Annotated in this window: 16 protein-coding genes, 2 tRNA genes and 1 pseudogene; 11 read left to right on the forward strand and 8 right to left on the reverse strand. The window is 52.3% G+C overall.

Annotated features, from left to right (window positions below; genetic code table 11):
- Window positions 1-6: 6 nt before the first annotated feature.
- Entirely contained in the window at window positions 7-732 is a 726-nt protein-coding gene (locus JTI85_RS10705; protein WP_040233767.1) for a FadR/GntR family transcriptional regulator, read from the reverse strand.
- A gap of 304 nt (window positions 733-1,036) precedes the next feature.
- Between JTI85_RS10705 and JTI85_RS10710 the strand changes: the two genes are divergently transcribed.
- From JTI85_RS10710 to JTI85_RS10725, 4 genes are all read left to right on the forward strand, one after another.
- Window positions 1,037-2,464 (forward strand): gamma-aminobutyraldehyde dehydrogenase, encoded by a 1,428-nt coding sequence (locus JTI85_RS10710; RefSeq protein ID WP_200043976.1) that lies wholly within the window; start codon window positions 1,037-1,039, stop codon window positions 2,462-2,464.
- A gap of 11 nt (window positions 2,465-2,475) precedes the next feature.
- The gene (locus JTI85_RS10715; RefSeq protein WP_053065222.1) at window positions 2,476-2,949 is read left to right on the forward strand and encodes an ester cyclase; all 474 of its coding nucleotides are present in this window, start codon (window positions 2,476-2,478) and stop codon (window positions 2,947-2,949) included.
- 90 nt (window positions 2,950-3,039) lie between these two features.
- Entirely contained in the window at window positions 3,040-4,932 is a 1,893-nt protein-coding gene (locus JTI85_RS10720) for an FAD/NAD(P)-binding protein (protein WP_048211814.1), read from the forward strand.
- A 3-nt stretch (window positions 4,933-4,935) separates the two neighbouring features.
- On the forward strand, window positions 4,936-6,144 hold the full coding sequence (locus JTI85_RS10725; RefSeq protein ID WP_048211813.1) for a cytochrome c: 1,209 nt from the start codon (window positions 4,936-4,938) through the stop codon (window positions 6,142-6,144).
- Between the two features lie 75 nt (window positions 6,145-6,219).
- Here the strand turns inward: JTI85_RS10725 and JTI85_RS10730 are convergent, their stop codons facing one another.
- The gene (locus JTI85_RS10730; RefSeq protein ID WP_199982080.1) at window positions 6,220-7,698 is read right to left on the reverse strand and encodes a PLP-dependent aminotransferase family protein; all 1,479 of its coding nucleotides are present in this window, start codon (window positions 7,696-7,698) and stop codon (window positions 6,220-6,222) included.
- Between the two features lie 105 nt (window positions 7,699-7,803).
- Here JTI85_RS10730 and puuE point away from each other — a divergent pair, with 105 nt between their 5' ends.
- The 6 genes from puuE to JTI85_RS10760 all read left to right on the forward strand — a co-directional run bounded on the left by puuE (window position 7,804) and on the right by JTI85_RS10760 (window position 15,395).
- Complete coding sequence (gene puuE, locus JTI85_RS10735; RefSeq protein WP_048211811.1) at window positions 7,804-9,066, forward strand: 4-aminobutyrate transaminase; 1,263 nt, start codon at window positions 7,804-7,806, stop codon at window positions 9,064-9,066.
- A 216-nt stretch (window positions 9,067-9,282) separates the two neighbouring features.
- Window positions 9,283-11,415 (forward strand): TonB-dependent siderophore receptor, encoded by a 2,133-nt coding sequence (locus JTI85_RS10740; protein ID WP_137378704.1) that lies wholly within the window; start codon window positions 9,283-9,285, stop codon window positions 11,413-11,415.
- A 9-nt stretch (window positions 11,416-11,424) separates the two neighbouring features.
- On the forward strand, window positions 11,425-12,435 hold the full coding sequence (locus JTI85_RS10745) for an ABC transporter substrate-binding protein (protein ID WP_219351468.1): 1,011 nt from the start codon (window positions 11,425-11,427) through the stop codon (window positions 12,433-12,435).
- Between the two features lie 164 nt (window positions 12,436-12,599).
- Window positions 12,600-13,655, forward strand: a complete 1,056-nt coding sequence (locus JTI85_RS10750) for an ABC transporter substrate-binding protein (protein WP_048211808.1) — start codon at window positions 12,600-12,602, stop codon at window positions 13,653-13,655.
- Window positions 13,642-14,646 (forward strand): iron ABC transporter permease, encoded by a 1,005-nt coding sequence (locus JTI85_RS10755; protein WP_048211807.1) that lies wholly within the window; start codon window positions 13,642-13,644, stop codon window positions 14,644-14,646. The genes JTI85_RS10750 and JTI85_RS10755 overlap by 14 nt, the downstream gene beginning before the upstream one ends.
- On the forward strand, window positions 14,643-15,395 hold the full coding sequence (locus tag JTI85_RS10760; protein ID WP_115602101.1) for an ABC transporter ATP-binding protein: 753 nt from the start codon (window positions 14,643-14,645) through the stop codon (window positions 15,393-15,395). Before JTI85_RS10755 ends, JTI85_RS10760 begins: the two co-directional genes overlap by 4 nt.
- Here JTI85_RS10760 and JTI85_RS10765 read toward each other — a convergent pair.
- Window positions 15,382-16,104 (reverse strand): substrate-binding domain-containing protein, encoded by a 723-nt coding sequence (locus JTI85_RS10765; RefSeq protein WP_219351469.1) that lies wholly within the window; start codon window positions 16,102-16,104, stop codon window positions 15,382-15,384. The two genes, JTI85_RS10760 and JTI85_RS10765, sit on opposite strands and share 14 nt — an antisense overlap.
- A 241-nt stretch (window positions 16,105-16,345) precedes the next feature.
- Here JTI85_RS10765 and JTI85_RS10770 point away from each other — a divergent pair, with 241 nt between their 5' ends.
- Entirely contained in the window at window positions 16,346-17,143 is a 798-nt protein-coding gene (locus tag JTI85_RS10770; RefSeq protein ID WP_219351470.1) for an MBL fold metallo-hydrolase, read from the forward strand.
- A gap of 55 nt (window positions 17,144-17,198) precedes the next feature.
- Here JTI85_RS10770 and JTI85_RS10775 read toward each other — a convergent pair.
- From JTI85_RS10775 to JTI85_RS10790, 5 genes and pseudogenes are all read right to left on the reverse strand, one after another.
- Window positions 17,199-17,275: transfer RNA gene (locus JTI85_RS10775), tRNA-Val, on the reverse strand.
- Window positions 17,276-17,278: 3 nt separating this feature from the next.
- Window positions 17,279-17,355, reverse strand: a tRNA-Val gene (locus JTI85_RS10780).
- Window positions 17,356-17,554: 199 nt separating this feature from the next.
- Window positions 17,555-17,644, reverse strand: a pseudogene (locus JTI85_RS21395) (glutathione peroxidase); the annotation flags it as partial.
- Between the two features lie 147 nt (window positions 17,645-17,791).
- Window positions 17,792-18,340 carry a GNAT family N-acetyltransferase gene (locus tag JTI85_RS10785; RefSeq protein ID WP_061067824.1) on the reverse strand — a complete coding sequence of 183 codons (549 nt, stop codon included), beginning with the start codon at window positions 18,338-18,340 and terminating at the stop codon, window positions 17,792-17,794.
- A gap of 33 nt (window positions 18,341-18,373) precedes the next feature.
- Window positions 18,374-18,706: an EmrE family multidrug efflux SMR transporter gene (locus JTI85_RS10790; RefSeq protein WP_071887338.1), complete on the reverse strand. Its 333-nt coding sequence runs from the start codon at window positions 18,704-18,706 to the stop codon at window positions 18,374-18,376.
- Window positions 18,707-18,786: the final 80 nt, after the last annotated feature.

An 18,786-nucleotide genomic window follows, 5' to 3' on the forward strand; every position in this document is an offset into this window, starting at 1 on the left:
TGATTGTCAGTTCGAGTTATATTTCAGCTTTTTTTCAATAAGGTAGTAGGTAAACGTATCGATGATCTGCGTGGCGTACTGGACCGACCCGGTCTCGTTATGGGCGGCTAGCGCGTCGGCCAGCGCCGAATAAAGCGCGATAATTTCCGCATGAATATTGTCGGCGCGATAGAGTATTGCCACCAGTGATGCCCACTCGGCCTGGACCTGAAGCTCCTGGTTGGCCAGCCGTGCTGAATGAGAGCTGGCCGCAATTGCCAGCAAACAACGCATATCGGCCTGAGTCATCAGTTCCGGTGAGTCGGCTTTCCTCAGCACGTCTACAAACTCGCGAAATTTGGCAATATCCGCCGCGGTCATGCGTCTGGAGGCTAACCTGGCGCTGTGGCTGATAATGGCGCAATGCATTTCGCCTAAATCCGAAAGGTAATCGGTACTGATCGATTTAAACGGATGCAGGGCGCTATTTTTGCCATCAATATTCTCGCAAACGAAGCTCCCGCCATTACGGCCACGAACCGTATGGATAAGATTATTAGCCCGAAGCGTGTTGAGCGCTTCTCTGATAGTAATATGTGAGACACCCATCATCTTTGCCAAATCGGTTTCATTGGGCAGCTGTTCTTTTGGCTCCAGTAACCCGGTAATAATGGCATTTGACAGGCGCTGCACTATCTGGTCTGAACGACTGACCTGCCCGATAGGCGCAAATATGACCGCATGAGTAATCATAATCTTTTCTGCACTCAATTCCCTGAAACAACGACCATTTTTAACACATGCCCGCGGGGCACGAAAGGTCAGAATGGCCGCGTTATTTTACATGCCCACGCGCAACATCGCTGCACAGGCGGATGTGTGTCCCGATAGCGTCAAAGCGCACTGCACGCTGACGATGAAAAACCTTACCCTGAAAATGTAAAATTTAAGTTAAAAGTGCGAGGTTTATCATAGTGTCAATGTTGCGCATTTGAAAAATTTTTACAATATATATATTACATAAGCTTCTTTATGTATTAATTGGCGGGAGACAGGCATGAGAACCCTGAAGCATTTTATAAATGGGCAATATGTAGCGGGTAACACAGAAGACACGTTTGAGCTGGTGAGTCCGGTTGACGGTGAAACGTACGCGTTATCGCCTAATGCCGGTGCGACTGAGGTGGATCTTGCCTACTCGGCGGCCGCGGCGGCATTTAACATGTGGAAAAAATCGACACCAGCCCAGCGGCAAAAAGCACTGCTGCAACTGGCGGATGAGATAGAAAAAAATGTTGAACGACTGGTCAACGCGCAAAGCCAGGAAACCGGTCAATTGCGTCATTTTATCGAAAAAGAAGAGATTGCAGCCTCGTGCGATGCGATCCGTTTTTTTGCCGGCGCAGCGCGTTGTCTGGAAGGGAAGGCCGCCGGAGAATATTCCGCCGGGTTCACCTCAACGATTCGTCGTGAGCCGTTGGGCATTGTGGGACAAGTCACACCGTGGAACTACCCGTTTATGATGGCGGTGTGGAAGATTGCACCGGCGCTGGCCGCAGGCAATACGGTAGTTTTAAAACCGAGCGATACCACCCCGGTGAGTACGCTGCTCCTGGCTGAACTGGCGGCACCCTTATTTCCGCGCGGGACGTTTAACGTCGTGTTGGGCAAGGCCAGTACTGGCTCACTGGTGGTTTCTAACCCGACGGCTTCATTGGTGTCGATTACCGGTTCGGTACGCGCTGGTCTGCAGGTTGCGGCATCAGCAGCAGCTAACCTGACAAAGGCCCATCTTGAACTGGGTGGCAAAGCACCCGCTGTCGTGTTTGCTGATGCAGATATGGATAAGGCGATTACTGCCATCACTACCGCAGGATTTTTCAATGGCGGACAGGATTGTACTGCCGCCACGCGCATCCTGGTGGAAGATTCTGTCTATGCGACGTTCCTGGAAAAACTGATCCAAAAAACGAAAAGTATCAAGTTTGGTCCTCCGCAGGATCAGGATGCGTTATATGGCGCGCTGAATAGCAAAAACCAGCTTGAGCAGGTGAAGGGGTTTATTGAGCGTTTACCTGCACATGCGAAAATTGAAACCGGTGGTCATGCGGGGCCTGGACCGGGTTTCTACTTTGAGCCAACGATAATTTCCGGCCTGCATCAACATGATGAAGCCATCCAACACGAAGTGTTTGGCCCGGTAATGACCATTCAGTCGTTTTCTGGTGATGAAGACGCGTTGCGCAAGGCGAATGATGTGGAATATGGCCTGGCCGCGAGCGTCTGGACCTGCAATCACAGTCGCGCTCAGCGTTTCAGTATTGATCTCGATTTCGGCACAGTATGGATTAACAGTCATATTCCTCTGTGCGCCGAAATGCCGCACGGTGGATTCAAAAAATCCGGCTATGGAAAAGATCTCTCCTCTTATTCGCTCGATGAGTATACCCGGGTGAAACATATCATGTGTGATATTTCCGAATAACAGGTAATACGATGAAAACATTAAAAATAGCCGCACTTTCATTGGTGATGTTCTCAGGATTCAGCCTGGCAGAAAGCTCACCGCTGAACACGGTTAAAGCATATATGGCAGCATGGAATGCGCATAATGCGCCGCTGGCTGCCCAGTACCTGGCGGACGATGCCGTTTATTACGATGCCGCCGCAGGAGAGCCGGTAACCGGCCGGAAAAAAGCTGAAAAAGACGTGATTGGTGCATTTATTAAGGCGGTCCCGGATCTGACCTGGAAAATGGTCGGTAAACCTGTCGCGGATGAAGATACTGTGGCATTTCGTTGGGAATTCTCGGGTAAAAATAGCGGCGAATGGGCGGGAAGTCCGCCGACAAATAATCCGATCAAATTTGAAGGTGTCAGCTATATTCATGTTAAGGCAGGAAAAATCACCTGGCAGGGTGATTATTATGACGCTAAAAAACTGGATGAAGAGCTGAAGCCAGTGAAGTAGTCGGCGGTATCCTCCTTGTATCTGCGAGGGGGAACCTCTCATTTGTAGTGTTTTTTAGGACAATGTGTCAGTGGCAAAAGGACAAAGTTAATGGCAATTACCCGACGTGATTTTCTCAACGGCGTGGCGGTGACTATCGCTGCGGGACTGACCCCTCTGGATCTGGTCAGAGCGGCAGGAAAGGGGCACGAATTTATTGATGGAAGTTATTATCCGCCTGCGTTAACGGGGCTACGCGGTAACCATCCGGGTTCGTTTGAAATGGCCCATGCGTTAGGCCGTGAACATAAGCACTTTGATTTAAGCGCTCTGCCCATCGAGGAAGAGTACGATCTGGTGATTGTGGGCGGCGGTATCAGCGGACTGGCCGCGGGTTGTTTCTGGCATGAACTGGTCGGAAAAAACAGCAAGGTGCTGATCCTCGATAACCATGATGATTTTGGTGGTCACGCCAAACGCAACGAATTCACCTCCGCAGGCAAAAAACTTATCGGATATGGCGGGAGTGAAGCCTTTCAGTCACCCGCGCATAATTTCAGCCCCGAAGTGAATAAGCTGATGGAAACCGTCGGCGTGAGCGTCACGCGGTTGAAAAAGAGTTTTGACGTTAATTTCTACCCCGACTGGCAGCTAAGTCGCGGCGTCTTCTTCGATAAAAAGAATTTTGGTGAGACGAAAATAGTCAGCGGCGATCCGGGGCGTGCGGTATCCGATGATATTCCGCCGGATCGGCTCAATGGCCGTAATATCGAAGACTTTATCAATGACTTCCCCTTGAGTGAGGAAGATCGTAAAGCCCTGATCGATCTGCATGTGCGTCCGGTTGATTATCTTCCTGGGATGACGGTTGATGAGAAAACGGAATGGCTGGATACCCACAGCTATAGTGAGTTTCTTTCCACCAGGGTTGGTTTAAGCAAAATGGCGCTGCTCTATTTCCAGCAGCGTTCCAACGATTTCTTTGCCATCGGTATTGAAGGCATTTCCGGTAGTGATGCTCGTGCGTGCGCATTGCCGGGAATGGAAGCGTTAGGGCTGCCGCCGCTGGACGGTGAATCGCTTGCCGACCTCGAAGAGCCATATGTCTATCATTTCCCGGATGGCAATGCGGGTCTGGCACGGTTGCTGGTCAGACACATGCTGCCGGACGCGCTGCCGGGCAATACCATGGAAGATTCTGTCCTCGCCAGACTGGATTATGAAAAGCTCGACCTGCCGGAAAACACCACGCGTTTACGCCTGAACAGCACGGTGATTAATGCGGCGAACGTGGAGGGTGGCGTTGCCGTCACCTGGCTACGCGATGGCAAAATGCATCGCGTGCGCGGTAAGAATGCCATCATGGCGGGCTATAACATGATGATCCCATATCTGGTACCGGAAACACCAGAGCAGCAGCAGGCTGATCTCAAACTAAACGTGAAGGCGCCGCTGGTGTACACCAATGTGGTGGTCAAAAACTGGCAAGCGTTTAAGCAACTGGGGGTTCATGAGTTTTATTCACCGGCCGCGCCTTACAGCCGAATCAAGCTCGACTATCCGGTCAGCATCGGCGGATATCAACACCCGGCCTCGCCGGACGAGCCAATGGTGATTCATATGGTCTATGTGCCCACGTATCCTGGCAGTAATCTGTCCGCGAGGGAGCAGTTCCGTTTAGGGCGTGCTTATTTGCTGGGGACCACGTTTGCCGCACATGAAGAGATGATCCGTTCTCAGTTGCAGGAAATGTTTGGCTCAACCGGTTTTGACAACCAACGGGATATTGCGGCCATTACCGTAAACCGCTGGGCGCATGGTTATGCGTATTACGCTAATTCACTGTTCGATGATATGGAAAAAATGCCGGAGATTATTGAGCGGGCGCGTAAACCTATCGGACGTATTGCCATCGCTAACTCTGATGCTGACTGGAGCGCTTATGCTCATGCTGCGATCGATCAGGCATGGCGTGCGGTTAATGAACTCAAGGATATGGGGTGATTTATGCGTAATGTAACCGTTTTAATCGCCTGCCTGTTTACCGCTTCTGTCTCTGCCGCTGAATCTAACGGTGAGTACATCGCGAGGATCTCAGACTGCGTGGCATGCCATACCGCGGAAGGCGGCGCGGCGATGGCGGGAGGTAAGAGGTTCCCCACGCCGGTTGGTGATATCTATTCGACGAATATTACCCCGGATAAGACGCACGGTATCGGCAACTATTCTTACGACGATTTTGAGAAGGCCGTGCGCCAGGGGATTGCCAAAGACGGTCATCCGCTGTACCCGGCGATGCCTTATCCTTCTTACTCGAAACTGTCCGACGCAGATGTTCAGGCGCTGTATAGCTACTTCATGCATGATGTTAAGCCGTCAGCAGAACCCAATAAAGAGAATGCTATTCCCTGGCTGATTTCGGCCCGCTGGCCGCTGCATATCTGGAATTGGTTGTTTACCGATGCGCCGACTGCCGCTGTTGAAGGCAACAAAGCGGATGATACGGCAGTGCGGGTAAAACGGGGGGCTTATCTGGTTGAAGGTCCGGGTCACTGCGGGTCATGCCATACTCCGAGAGGGGTGGCGATGAACGAAAAAGCCTATACCAATGCCGATGCTGAGTACCTGAGCGGGGCGATGATCGACGGCTGGTATGCGCCATCGCTGCGGGGAACCGGGATGTCTGAGCAGGCGTTAACGTCATTGCTGCTGACGGGGAAAAGCAAACATGCTGCAGTATCGGGATCGATGTCTGAAGTCGTCAGCCAGAGCACACAGTACCTGACGGACGAAGATGCCACGGCGATTGCGCAGTATCTGTTGAGCCTGAAAAGCACGAAGACGGAACCGGCGCGTACGACAGCCGCTACGGCCTCCTGGTCGAATTCCCCTGAAGCGGGTAAAGTGACCTACAACCGCTACTGCTCGACCTGTCATGGTCTGGAAGGGAAAGGGACCGATGATAATGCACCTTCGCTTATTCACAACCCGTTAGTGATGGTAGACGACCCAACTCCGTTGTTCAGGGTGATTGCCCACGGCGCAGAAACACCGACGACGCGGGGGAATGTCTCCTTTAAGATGCCAGCCTATGGCGGGTTGCTCAGCGACAGCGAAATGCGCGATGTGATCAATTACGTGCGTAAAAGCTGGGGTGAAGGTAATGGTGAGGTAAGTCAGGAAGATCTGTCCGGGATTAAAAAAGCCTCACATTAATCTGTGCAATGATACCGGATGGCGCTGCGCTTATCCGGCCTACAAAAAGCGTACTTCGTAGGCCGGATAAGGTGCTTACTCGGTGTTTATCCTGATAATATCCGCCAGTCGGGTAAACGCCGCAGCCATCTCATGTTCTTCAATACTGGCAAAGCCCAGCAGCAGACCGCTGCGTTTTTCTTCTTTCACGTAGTACCGCGAAAGTGGGCGAACCAGAAGACCTTGTGCGTTGGCCTGTTGGGCAATTGCGCTATCATCAGTACCCGCAGGTAGCTGTAAAATCAGATGTAGTCCGGCGTTGCTGCTGTAAGGTCCCAGATAATCCTCACCAAGCTGGCTGATGATGAGCTCTACCAACGTATGGCGTCGGCGGCTATATAACTGGCGCATTTTACGGATGTGTGCCGCATAGTAACCCTCACGAATAAACTCAGCCAGCGCCGCCTGAATCAGGAGATGCCCACCACGATAGAGATCGTTATGTACCTTCATCAGTGGGGCGGCAAGCGGTTTGGGTATCACAACGTACCCGAGCCGCAGTGCCGGATAGAGGGTCTTGCTGAAGGTGCCGATATAGATAACCGGAGCATCTTCTTCCAGTCCCTGCAATGACGGGATGGGTTGGCCGGAAAAACGAAACTCGCTGTCGTAGTCATCTTCCACAATCCAGCTGTGCGTTTCACGTGCCTGATAGAGTAGCTGCCGTCGTCGACCAAGGCTCATTACCGGGCCAAGCGGATATTGATGTGACGGTGTCACAAAAATAAGTTTCGGTGCCGGTTCGACGCAAGCAGGCGGAAGCATGCCTTGTTCATCAACCGGGATGGCCGAAAAGTTGACGGCATTGATGCGCAGAATGTTTTTTATTCCCCAGTAACCGGGTTCTTCAATCCACGTATTATCGCCAGGATTACACAACGAGCGGGTTACCAGATCCAACGCCTGGTGAATGCCCTCGGTAATCAATATTTGATCTGGCGTACAGCGCACGCCGCGTGCGGTGCGCAGATAGTCCGCCAGCGCTTCTTTCAGTTCAATCAAACCACCAGTGGCATCGTAGGTGAGAAACTCCGGGCGTAGCCGCCTTGCCAGCCGATCCTGAATCTTTTTCAGTGTGCGATGCGGGAAAGAATGCACGTCCGGTACACCAGGAATAAAAGCTCCCCACTGGCGAGGGCTGGCGCTGGCATGCCCAAGCAGTTCAAGGCTACGGACGGACAAACTGGTGTGGTCTTCACGTGTCGCAGGTGAAACCGGAGGTTTATTAGGGGCCAGACCGAGATTGTCCAGCACGCTGTCGGTCACAAATGTACCGCTGCTGGTGCGCGCGGAGATATAGCCTTCGGCCTGCAACTGCTCGTAAACCCGCAGGACAGTATTCCGTGATAACGCCAGCTCACTCGCCAGGTCGCGTGAAGGTGGCATGCGGGTAGCGGGTTTCAGGCTCCCCTCAAGGATGCAGCTACAGATGGCGGCATACAGGCGACGATGCAGCTTCTCGTCAGTCTGCTGGCTAAATGCATGCTTGATCACATCTCCGGCAAGTGAACGCATTTGGATCCTTGAAATAAAACGATTTGGCTCTCGATTAAAGTACCAGATGGCGTCTAAATTTAAAGGGTAATTCAACCAATTGTGTTTATGGACAAGGTGTAGAGAATGAACAATAAAAACCTGCAACAACGTCGTCTGGATGCCACCCCACGTGGCGTGGGTGTGATGTGTGATTTTTATGCCCAGTCGGCTGAAAACAGCACGATTACCGATATTGAAGGCAATCAGTATATTGATTTCGCCGCCGGGATTGCCGTGCTGAACACCGGGCACCGCCATCCGCGTCTGGTGCAGGCCGTTGAGGCGCAACTGCAAGCCTTTACCCATACGGCTTATCAGATTGTTCCCTACGAAAGTTATGTATCGCTGGCGGAGAAAATCAACGCGGTGGCGCCAATTGACGGTAAGCGTAAAACGACATTCTTTACCACCGGGGCTGAGGCCGTGGAAAATGCGGTTAAAATTGCCCGCGCTCACACCGGTCGCCCTGGCGTTATCGCCTTTGGCGGTGGTTTCCATGGGCGGACATACATGACGATGGCGTTAACCGGCAAAGTGGCGCCATACAAAAAAGGCTTCGGTCCGTTCCCGGGGTCCGTTTACCATGCGCCATATCCTTCTGCGCTGCAGGGGGTTTCAACTGCAGACTCGATTAAAGCGATAGAACGTTTGTTTAAAGCGGATATCGATCCGAGCCAGGTCGCTGCGATTATCTTCGAACCCGTCCAGGGGGAAGGCGGCTTTGTTGTCGCTCCGGCGGAGTTTGTCGCGGCAATTCGCCGTATCTGCGATGAGCATGGCATCGTGATGATTGCCGATGAGGTGCAAAGTGGTTTTGCCCGTACCGGGGAGCTGTTTGCGATGGATCACTATGCTGATAAAGCAGACCTGATGACCATGGCAAAAAGCCTTGCGGGTGGGATGCCGTTGTCGGGTGTCGTAGGCAAAGCCGATATTATGGATGCGCCCGCGCCGGGTGGACTGGGGGGGACTTACGCCGGGAACCCGCTATCGATTGCGGCAGCTCATGCGGTACTGGATATTATCCGTGATGAAAAGCTGTGCCAGCGTGCGGCAGCGCTTGGCGAGCAACTGCGTGCTGTGCTGACCGATGCGCGTGCAGTATGTCCTGAACTTGCCGAAGTGCGGGGATTAGGCTCGATGATTGCCGCTGAATTCTGCGATGCGGCCACGGGTGAACCCAGCGCCACCGCCGCGCAGCGCGTGCAGAAAAAAGCGCTTGAGCAGGGGCTGCTGCTGTTAACCTGCGGCCAGTATGGCAACGTGATCCGCTTCCTTTACCCACTGACTATCCCGCAGGATCAGTTTGCAAAAGCGTTAGAGATAATCAAAACGTCGATGAAGTAATCTCGTTCAATTCAGATCGTGTGTAAAGCCGACAGTAGTCATTACCGTCGGCTTTTTTGTTGTAACCATTTCGCCAATCCTCTCTCGTTATATATTTACATATATATCGATTAAGCCTATTCTATTCATCATACAAATATAATAAACGTGCCCCGCAAGAGAAGGCGCTTGTGTTATCGACCGCCAGTCTTTCTATCTAACGAATTGAATCAACAAATGTTAAATTGCAAAATCACCCCTATTGCCTCCGGGTTGCTGACTTTTTCTTGTCTTGCCGCCCCCCTGTCGGCCCATGCTGATGACACCATTACCGTTACTGCTTCCGCGCCTGCTCAATCTTCGTTTCCCGAGCAGGAGCCTGCGGCGGCTGAAAAAAAAGCGACGATCGGTAGCCTGGGCCAGCGAGAGTTAATCGATGTTCCGTGGTCGGTACAAACACTGTCGAAAAAGGTGATTGATCAGCAACAAATCAAAGATGTTAAGGACGTTTATCGCTACATACCGTCCGTTCAGGGAGAGGGGGTTCGACCACAAACCCGTGGCATGCAAGGAAGCGTGGTGCAAAACCATATGATTGATGGGCTGAATGCCGTTTCCACCACCGAATATCCGACAGAGCAGTTCCAGAATATAGACGTACTGAGCGGTATCGCAGGTTCACTGTATGGACCCGCTAACCCGGCGGGGATGTTTAATCTGGTCTCGAAACGCCCTCTGGATACGCCACTGCATCGGGTTACCGTAGGGCAAGGTACAGGGTCAGGAACGCTGGCATCAATGGATTTCAGCGGGCCTGTCGACGCGGGAGACAGGGTGAAGTACCGCCTCAACCTGATGAATGATGAAGGGCACAGTTACACCACCGATAGTCATGTTCGTCGGCAGTACGCGGGATTGGGCCTGGATTTTCAGTTGACCGATAAAACCGTACTGGAGAGTAATTTCAGCTATTACCATTATTACGAAAAAGGCATGCCGGGCAGCTTTGCGCTGGCAAAAGGCGTGCAGTTTCCTTCGGCATTCGATCCGACGAACAGTAAATATGGCCAGTCATATGCAGGTCATGATGATGAAACGACCACTGCGGACATGCACATCAAGCATGATTTTGACGGTAACTGGATGCTGGATCTGGGGGCCTTACACCAGGTTGCTGACCGTGAATCGACGGCAGTAACCAACACCCTGACGGATAATCGGGGTCACTACACCACCACGACCTCGAATTCAGCGGCCAGTCGCTTTACGATCAACAGCTATTTAGCGAACCTGACCGGCAGCATTGATTCCGGCTGGTTGACGCAGGATATCGCGACCGGAATGCGCGGATTTGTATGGAAAAACTATAACCCGAGAAATGGGGGAACCTTTACGCTGGGGCATTCTTCACTTGATCAACATCCCGACTATCCGCGCCCGCCTTATCCTGACTTTACTAATCGCTATCATTCGGCGACCACTACGCAGCATGCATTTCTGTTAAGCGATACGCTGCATTTCACTCCGCAATGGAGTTTGTTGCTGTCTGGCAGCGAAAACTTGTTTACCGTCAGCAACTATAACAAATCCGGTCATGAAACCAGTCGCCAAAAGGATAACGGCATGAGCGGCTCCGCCAGCCTGATGTATAAACCGGTTGAGAACGTCACGCTGTACACCACCTGGGCTGACAGTTTGCAGCAGGGCGATACCGCACCTGCCGGGGCCAGCAATGCAGGACATGTGCTGGATCCGTACCGCAGCCATCAGGTGGAGGTGGGGGCAAAATATGCGCCCGTCAAAGATCTGCTGCTCACCGCGGCGCTATTTGAAGCAAAACGTCCCTTTGCTTATACCAACGACAACGGCGAATTTGCTCAGGACGGTACGCAGAAAAACCGTGGGCTGGAACTGATGGCTGATGGGCATATCACGGAAAATTTACGGGTGTTAGGGGGAGCCGCCTGGTTGGACCCCATGCTGCACAATACTGCCGCCAGTAATGCAGATGGTAAGCAGGTTGTCGGCTTGCCACGCTTTACCTCGAATGTGCTGGCAGTCTATAGCATTGAACAGGTTCAGGGACTGGATGTGGATGCCAACGTGCATTACGTCGGACGTCGGGCTACCGATAACGCGAATGATACCTGGGTAGGCAGTTATACCACAGTGGATATTGGTAGCCGTTATGCCACCAGACTGTGGAACACACCCACAACTTTCCGGTTTGATATCACTAACCTGACTGACCGCCGCTACTGGACCAACATTGTCCCCGGCGCGTTGACGGGTTATACGGGGGCCGGGGCGGCCAGTGCGCAACTTGGCGCCCCACGTCAGGCGCAGATTTCCGTTCAGGTTGATTTTTAAGGATTGCTGATGAAAACGTGCCACACATGGTTGCTCTGTGTGTGGCTGGCGTTTCCCGCCCTGGCCACGCGTCAGGTTGTGGATGATGCCGGTCACACTGTAACCGTCCCCACACAAGTTCAACGTATTGCGGATAGCTGGTTTGCCCATCACTCGGTGTTGATGACGCTGGGGGCGGGACGTCAGATTGTCGCCACCGTCAACCATCCACAGAGCCAGCCGTGGATGTTCAAAATAAACCCATCGCTGAATCAGGCCTTACAAATTCACGGGACGTCATTCAATAGCGAGGCCCTGCTGGCTCTGCATACCGATGTTCTGTTTGTCGCAAAGGGCAAGGGGGATGCGCAGAGTTACAACCAGGCGGGTATCCCGACGCTGGAAATGGCATTTACTGATTATCCTTCGATGGAAAAGTCAGTCACGACCACGGCGGACGTGTTAGGCACGGATCAGGCTCGCGCCAGGGCGGTGGCATATAATCAATTTTTAACCCGCACTATTGCGGATGTTCGCGCGAAAACGGCGACATTAGCGGAAAATCAGCGCCCGCGGGTTCTGCACATTCAGTCGCTGAACCCACTGAAAGTCGACGGTAGAAACACGTTGATTGATACCTGGATTGCGCTCTCTGGTGGGCGGAACGTCGCCGGGGAAGTGGACGGTAACATGAAAGAAGTCTCACCCGAGCGGGTGCTGTATTGGCAGCCGGAGGTGATTATTCTCGGGGCGGGATGTGGCGATATTGCCAGTTCACCTTATGCAGCGTTGTTCAAAGAGCTTAACGCGGTGAAACAGGGCAAAGTCTGGCGCAATCCGGCGGGCGTCTTCCCCTGGGATCGCTATGGAACCGAAAGCGCGTTGCAGTTGCAGTGGGCCGCGTCAAAGCTGCATCCAGCACTGTTTGGCAGCCTGGATATGGTTAACGTAACCCGCGATTTTTACCGCCAGTTTTTTGATTATTCGCTTAGCGAGGCGCAGGCGAAGCGGATTTTAGCCGGGCTACCCCCACAGGGGTAAAGCGGGAAGCGCTGACGGGCAAATGCAGGCCAGTTCAGGGTTACACGCTGTATTTGCCGTGACGAACCGCGTGGCGGTATACCGTGTCTGGCGATAATGGGTTGCCAGCTATCACGTTATATAATTTAATGCATATCGAATTTTTCCCAGTCCAGATGGTATCTATGTTAACTCTTCGCTCTTTTGTGCTGGTTTGCGCCAGCATGTTTTTTGCCTTTTCCGCACAGGCGGATCGCACTATCACCGATCAGCTTGGGCGTCAGGTCACGATCCCTGACCATGTCGATAAGGTGGTTGTGCTGCAACACCAGACGCTGAATATTCTGGTGCAACTGGATGCTGCGCAGGATATCGTCGGCGTGATGTCGAGCTGGAAAAAACAGCTTGGGCCTGAGTTTGCCCGGTTTATGCCGACAATAACTACGCTGCCTACGCCTGGCGATCTCACCAGCGTGAATATCGAAAGTTTGCTGGCGATTCATCCTCAGGTAGTGTTTGTCGCCAACTATGCGCCCGCTGAGATGATCCAGCAGATTCAGAATGCCGGTATCCCGGTGGTGGCTATCTCGTTACGTCAGGATATTGCCGGGCAACAGAATAAAATGAACCCGACGATGGCTGATGAAGAGCAGGTCTACAACGAAGGCTTAAAGCAGGGGATCCGCCTGATTGCGGATGTGGTCGGGCGTAAAACGCAGGCGGAAACGCTGATCAATTACGTCTTTACGGCGCGAGCAAAATTCAATGCGCCAGTTGCGGCCATCCCGGAAGCGCAAAAGGTTCGCATTTATATGGCTAACCCTGACCTTATGACCTACGGTTCCGGGAAATACACTGGCCTGATGATGCAACATGCGGGTGGGTTAAATGTGGCGGCGGCCAGCGTGAAAGGCGCGCGTCAGGTGGCGCTTGAGCAGGTGCTGGCGTGGAACCCGCAGGTGATTTTTGTTCAGGACCGATATCCGCAGGTGGTCAAAGAGATCCAAAACGATCCTAACTGGCAGGGAATTGACGCGGTGAAAAATCATCGTGTCTGGCTGATGCCTGAATATGCCAAAGCCTGGGGTTATCCGATGCCGGAAGCATTGGCAATAGGTGAGTTGTGGATGGCCAAAAAACTTTACCCGGATGCCTATAAAAATGTCGATGTGGATGCGCAGGCGCAGGATTACTATCAACGTTTTTATCGTGTGAACTGGCAGTCAGATGCTGCTAAGTAAACGGGATTTCCCCTTGCAATCATTACTGATAGCAGGGGTGTTGGTGCTGGGGGTCAGTTCGCTGTGTCTTGGACAATATCCGCTGTCACTTCGTGAAGTGTTTTATCAACTCACCCATTTTGGCGATGCGCAGGGTATTGCCAGTCAGGTGATATGGACAGTCAGACTACCGCGTATTCTGATGGCGTTGCTGGCGGGGGGCGCGCTGGGATTGTGCGGCGCTACCTTGCAAGGGGTGTTTCACAACCCATTGGTCGACCCGCACATCATAGGCGTAACCTCGGGGGCGGCCTTCGGCGGGACGCTGGCGATTCTGCTGGGTCTTGAGCCGTGGCTGATGATGGGGTCAACCTTCTTCTTCGGTCTGGCAGCGCTCATTCTGGTATATGCCATTGCGGCCTTACAAGGGCTGGAAAATACGCTGGTGCTGATCTTATCTGGCATTATTTTAAGTGGTTTTTTTGCCGCGCTGGTGAGCCTGATTCAATACCAGGCCGATACGGAAGAAACCTTGCCGAACATCGTATTCTGGCTGCTGGGCAGTTTTGCCACGGCTAACTGGCATAAAGTCCTGCTGCTGGCGATCCCGGTATCCATTGCGGCGACGATGTTGTACCAGTTGCGCTGGCGGATAAATCTGTTATCGCTCAATGATAAAGATGCTAAAGCGCTGGGCGTGGCGGTGGTTCCGCTGCGGCGTAGCGTGCTGGTGTGCTGCGCGTTTTTAGTTGCCGCTCAGGTGGCGGTCAGTGGCAGCATTGCCTGGGTTGGGCTGGTTATTCCCCATCTTGCGCGGTTGCTGGTGGGGGTTGATCATCGTCGCTTGCTCCCGTGTGCTTTTTGGATGGGAGGTGGTTTTATGATTGCGGTTGATGATATCGCCCGCACTCTGATGCATGCGGAAATACCGCTTGGGATCATCACCGCGTTGCTCGGCGCACCGCTGTTTGCCTTCTTGCTCATTCGTACCAGTCGTCGGGGGAAACAATGACATCTATTGCGCTCAGCGTGAATCAGCTTAGCTATGGCTATCGCTCTCCACTGTTTGACCCCCTCACTTTTCAGTGTCAGAAAGGCCAGATCTGGGCGGTGCTTGGGCGAAACGGTCTGGGTAAGAGCACGCTGCTGGATACGCTCACGGGCACGCGACCCGCGCTGGGCGGGAGTATTGATGTTCATGGGGGGATAGGCATTGTGGCCCAGCATTGCCATCTGCCGTTTCCCTATACGGTGAGCGACGTGGTGTTGATGGGGCGGGCGCAGCACGTAAAATTGTTTGCTCAGCCCAGCCGCCAGGATCAACAACGGGCGGAGCAGGCGCTGGAACAGCTAAACATTGCGCATCTCGCCACCACATCGTTTAGCTCACTTTCTGGCGGTCAGCAGCAACTGGTGATGATTGCCCGTGCTCTGGTTACAGAATGCCAGACGCTGTTGCTTGATGAGCCATGTTCAGCGCTGGATCTTGCCAATCAGCAGGTCGTGCTGCAGCTCATCAGCGATTTAGCACACCGGCAGGGGTGTAGCGTGCTTTTCTCGACGCACGATCCGTTGCACGCCTTACAGATTGCAACTCATACGCTGCTGTTGCTTCCTGAGGGAAAATGGCTGGCAGGGCCGACGGACGGCGTGGTGACAGAAGATAATCTGTTTCAGGCCTATGGCTTGCCATTGCGAAAATTCAGTGTGGAAAACTATCAGACACCGTTTATTGCGCCGCTGTTTGCTATCCACCGCTAACAGGCAAGAATCCGGCGGCGGTCAGGAACGCCTGACCGTCGTTGGCAAGCATAAATTTAACCAGTCTCATCACCTCTTCAGAAGCATCGAGCACCGCCAGTTGGTATTCACACAAGATGTTCTGTTCCGCAGGAATAGCAACGTAGCGAACATCGGACGGTGAACCGAGTGCTTTTGCATAATGTGCGTAACCAATAAACAGATCGGCCAACCCCTGGCGAAGAAGCCAACTGCTTGCCAATTCTCCTGGCGGGATGCTGAGCGTATCGCGGCCACCAACCAGTGGCAGGGCGCGTGCACGAAGCTGTTGTCCAAGGCCCGGTTCCAGTGCATCCATGTTATCGAAAAATGTCCAGGTATAATCACCGGAAGGGTCGCAGCCCGGTGTGGATGTGCCAATACGCAGCGCCGGGTCGCGTAGTAAATCCAGCCATTCACCGCGCAGGTTGGTAACCAGGCCCAGTTGATTCCAGCACAGTGTATGTGTGGAAACGGCCCGGTGTGTGTCCAGTAGTCGTTGTGGATGTGCCCGATTTGCACTGGCGAACAGAGCACACGGTTCCCCGGCTTCAATACGCTCGCGCAGCAAACCTGCCGGGCCATAGCCAACGTTGACCTCAATGCCGCTAAGGCGGGTGAACTGATTGAGTAGTGGGGTAAATGCCAGTCGTAAACTTCCCGCAGCAAGGAGGGTGATTGAAGAGGGCATGATATCTGATCTCTGGGCTATGGCAGTTATGCGAAGAAGATGAATGATACGCCCTGCACAAGGGACTTTGAAGGCATCTGATGATGCCATTTCGCTTACATCATTTGATGTTGTAGTCACTTTCAAAGGGTTATTTGATCCAGCGTGCGGTGGGATGCTGACGCTGTCTTTTTTTGTTCTATGCTTTGACCGTAATAAAAGATCCTGAACGGAAGAGAGCATACGTGCAGGGGGAAGACAAATGACAATCTTGTGTAAGACCTGCGGAACGTCCTATGACGATACGCATGGGGCTATAACGCATTGCAAAATCTGCGAAGATGAGCGCCAGTATGTTCCCGTTACCGGACAATCATGGATCGATCCAGCCGCGCTTCACGCGACGCATACGAATAAATGGCTGCAGCATGAGCGTTCGCTACTGAGTATTCAGACCGTGCCACGGTTTGCCATTAACCAACGGGCATTTTTGCTACGCACCCCGCAGGGGAATGTGCTCTGGGATTGTATTGCGAATCTGGACCCGGCCACGCAGACGCTCATCACCGCGCTGGGTGGGTTGAGTGCCATTGCCATTTCGCATCCTCACTACTACTCCACGATGCAGGATTGGGCGGCAGCATTCGATGCACCAATCTATCTGCATGCCGACGATCGCCAGTGGATTATGCGTGACAGCCCCTCTATTCGGCTATGGGAAAGCGATGTGCATAAATTACTCCCTACCGTGACGTTGTTACGCCTGGGCGGACATTTTGCGGGGGGGAGTATTATGCATATTGATGATGGGGAGGGGATAATCCTTGTGGGCGATATTTTGCAGGTCACTCCCGGTGCGGATGCTGTGTCGTTTATGTGGAGCTACCCCAATATGCTGCCATTGCCGGCAAGCGCGGTTATCCACATTATGCACGCGTTGCAGGATGTCAGATTCGACCGACTCTATGGCGCGTTTGAAGGTCAGGATATTAAATCCAACGCCAGACAGATTGTGGTGCGATCGGTGCAGAAGTATCTTGCTTGTCTGCGCAAAGAATAGAATGGGTTTCAGGAGAACGTTTGAGAATTTAGCACCAAATCAAAGGGATATGATTTGGTGCGTCCGAGTGGACTCGAACCACCGACCCCCACCATGTCAAGGTGGTGCTCTAACCAACTGAGCTACGGACGCAAATGGTGCGTTCAATTGGACTCGAACCAACGACCCCCACCATGTCAAGGTGGTGCTCTAACCAACTGAGCTATGAACGCAACGTTGTAGGTGACAACGGGGACGAATATTAGCGGCACAGACCGAATGAGGCAAGAGGGAATTAGCATTTTTCTGCATGTTTTCACGCGATTGCAGAGTAATTAAGCAAGTTGACTATATTTTGTTGATTTTGCAGCGTGTTTTTTATTCAGACAGCGAACTGGAGCATACCCGGGTCGGTTTGAATGACAGGGGCGCTCAGACTTTACGCGCTGTAAGGGTAGTAGTTTCTATTTTCTCTGGGGTAGTGAAAGGGGTAAAACGCTTGAGCGGCTTGCTGTCACGCCCATCGGGAAGCCCACACTGTAGTTGATGTGACAGGCTTCGCTGCGTACGCGACAGTGGATTGGACGGAAAACTGTTTCAAGAGGCGATGAACTTTTGCGAAGAACAGAAATTCTCTGCGGTTCAGTTATGGACATTCCATAATTTATATTAACCAACCTGACGAGCGTTCCATTCGTCGCGCGTGATTTCCCAAAGTTCAGAATCCAGCAAACCGCTGACATACTCTTTCTTTTCCGTCTTGATAAGCCGCATGCCGCTACTGTCTGAAATACGTTTGGAACGGATATTGAGAGATGCTTTCGGCGCACGCAATACCGTCTTATTTAACGTATTAAACCAGTAATCCGTAGCGATATTACTGGCCTCACGCATAAAACCCTGACCCTGATATTCCGGATCTAACCAAAATCCACGGTTATTATCCTCAACGTCATAAAGGCAAATTAAACCTATGAGAGCGTCAGGGGCCTCACGGAGTCTGATAGTCCAGATCCACGCAATCCCTTTTTCCATATCAGGCAGGGCAACGTTATTGACGTAATTCTCCGCACCGTTATCAGGATAGGGCCAGGGTACTGAGGAAACCATATAGCGAACTATCTCCCAGCGTGGATAAAGCAACTGAATCTGCGAGGCATCTTCGGCTTCTAATGGTTTTAACAGCAAGCGTTCCGTATGGAGTTTTGGTATTTTCATATGCGCTTTTCCTACAAGAGTAAGATAAGAGAATCAATGTGGGGAGGATTTTGAAAAAATATTAATAACCAGAACCCCAGCACAAATAAGAAGCATGCCTGCGATCGCCGGAAAATCAAGTTTTTGCCCACTTACCAACCAACTCAAAAGGCTGATTAATACGATTCCAGCACCTGACCAAATTGCGTACGCAATACCCGTTGGAATGGTCGACAGAGTCTGGGAGAGAAGATAAAAGGCTGTGCAGTAGCACACAATAGTTGCTACCGATGGCCATAGGCGTGTGAATCCGTCAGAGAACTTCATCAGGGTTGTACCTATGACTTCAGCTACAATAGCTCCTGCAAGGAAAATGTATGAATTCAAGATCTGATCCCATGTGACAATCTAAAGCAAATATCGTATCACAAAGGGTTGGGTGAGTTTGAACGCAGCCCAAACTACTA

It is taken from the genome of Citrobacter sp. Colony219 (assembly GCF_019382635.1).
GTDB classification, from domain to species: domain Bacteria; phylum Pseudomonadota; class Gammaproteobacteria; order Enterobacterales; family Enterobacteriaceae; genus Citrobacter; species Citrobacter youngae.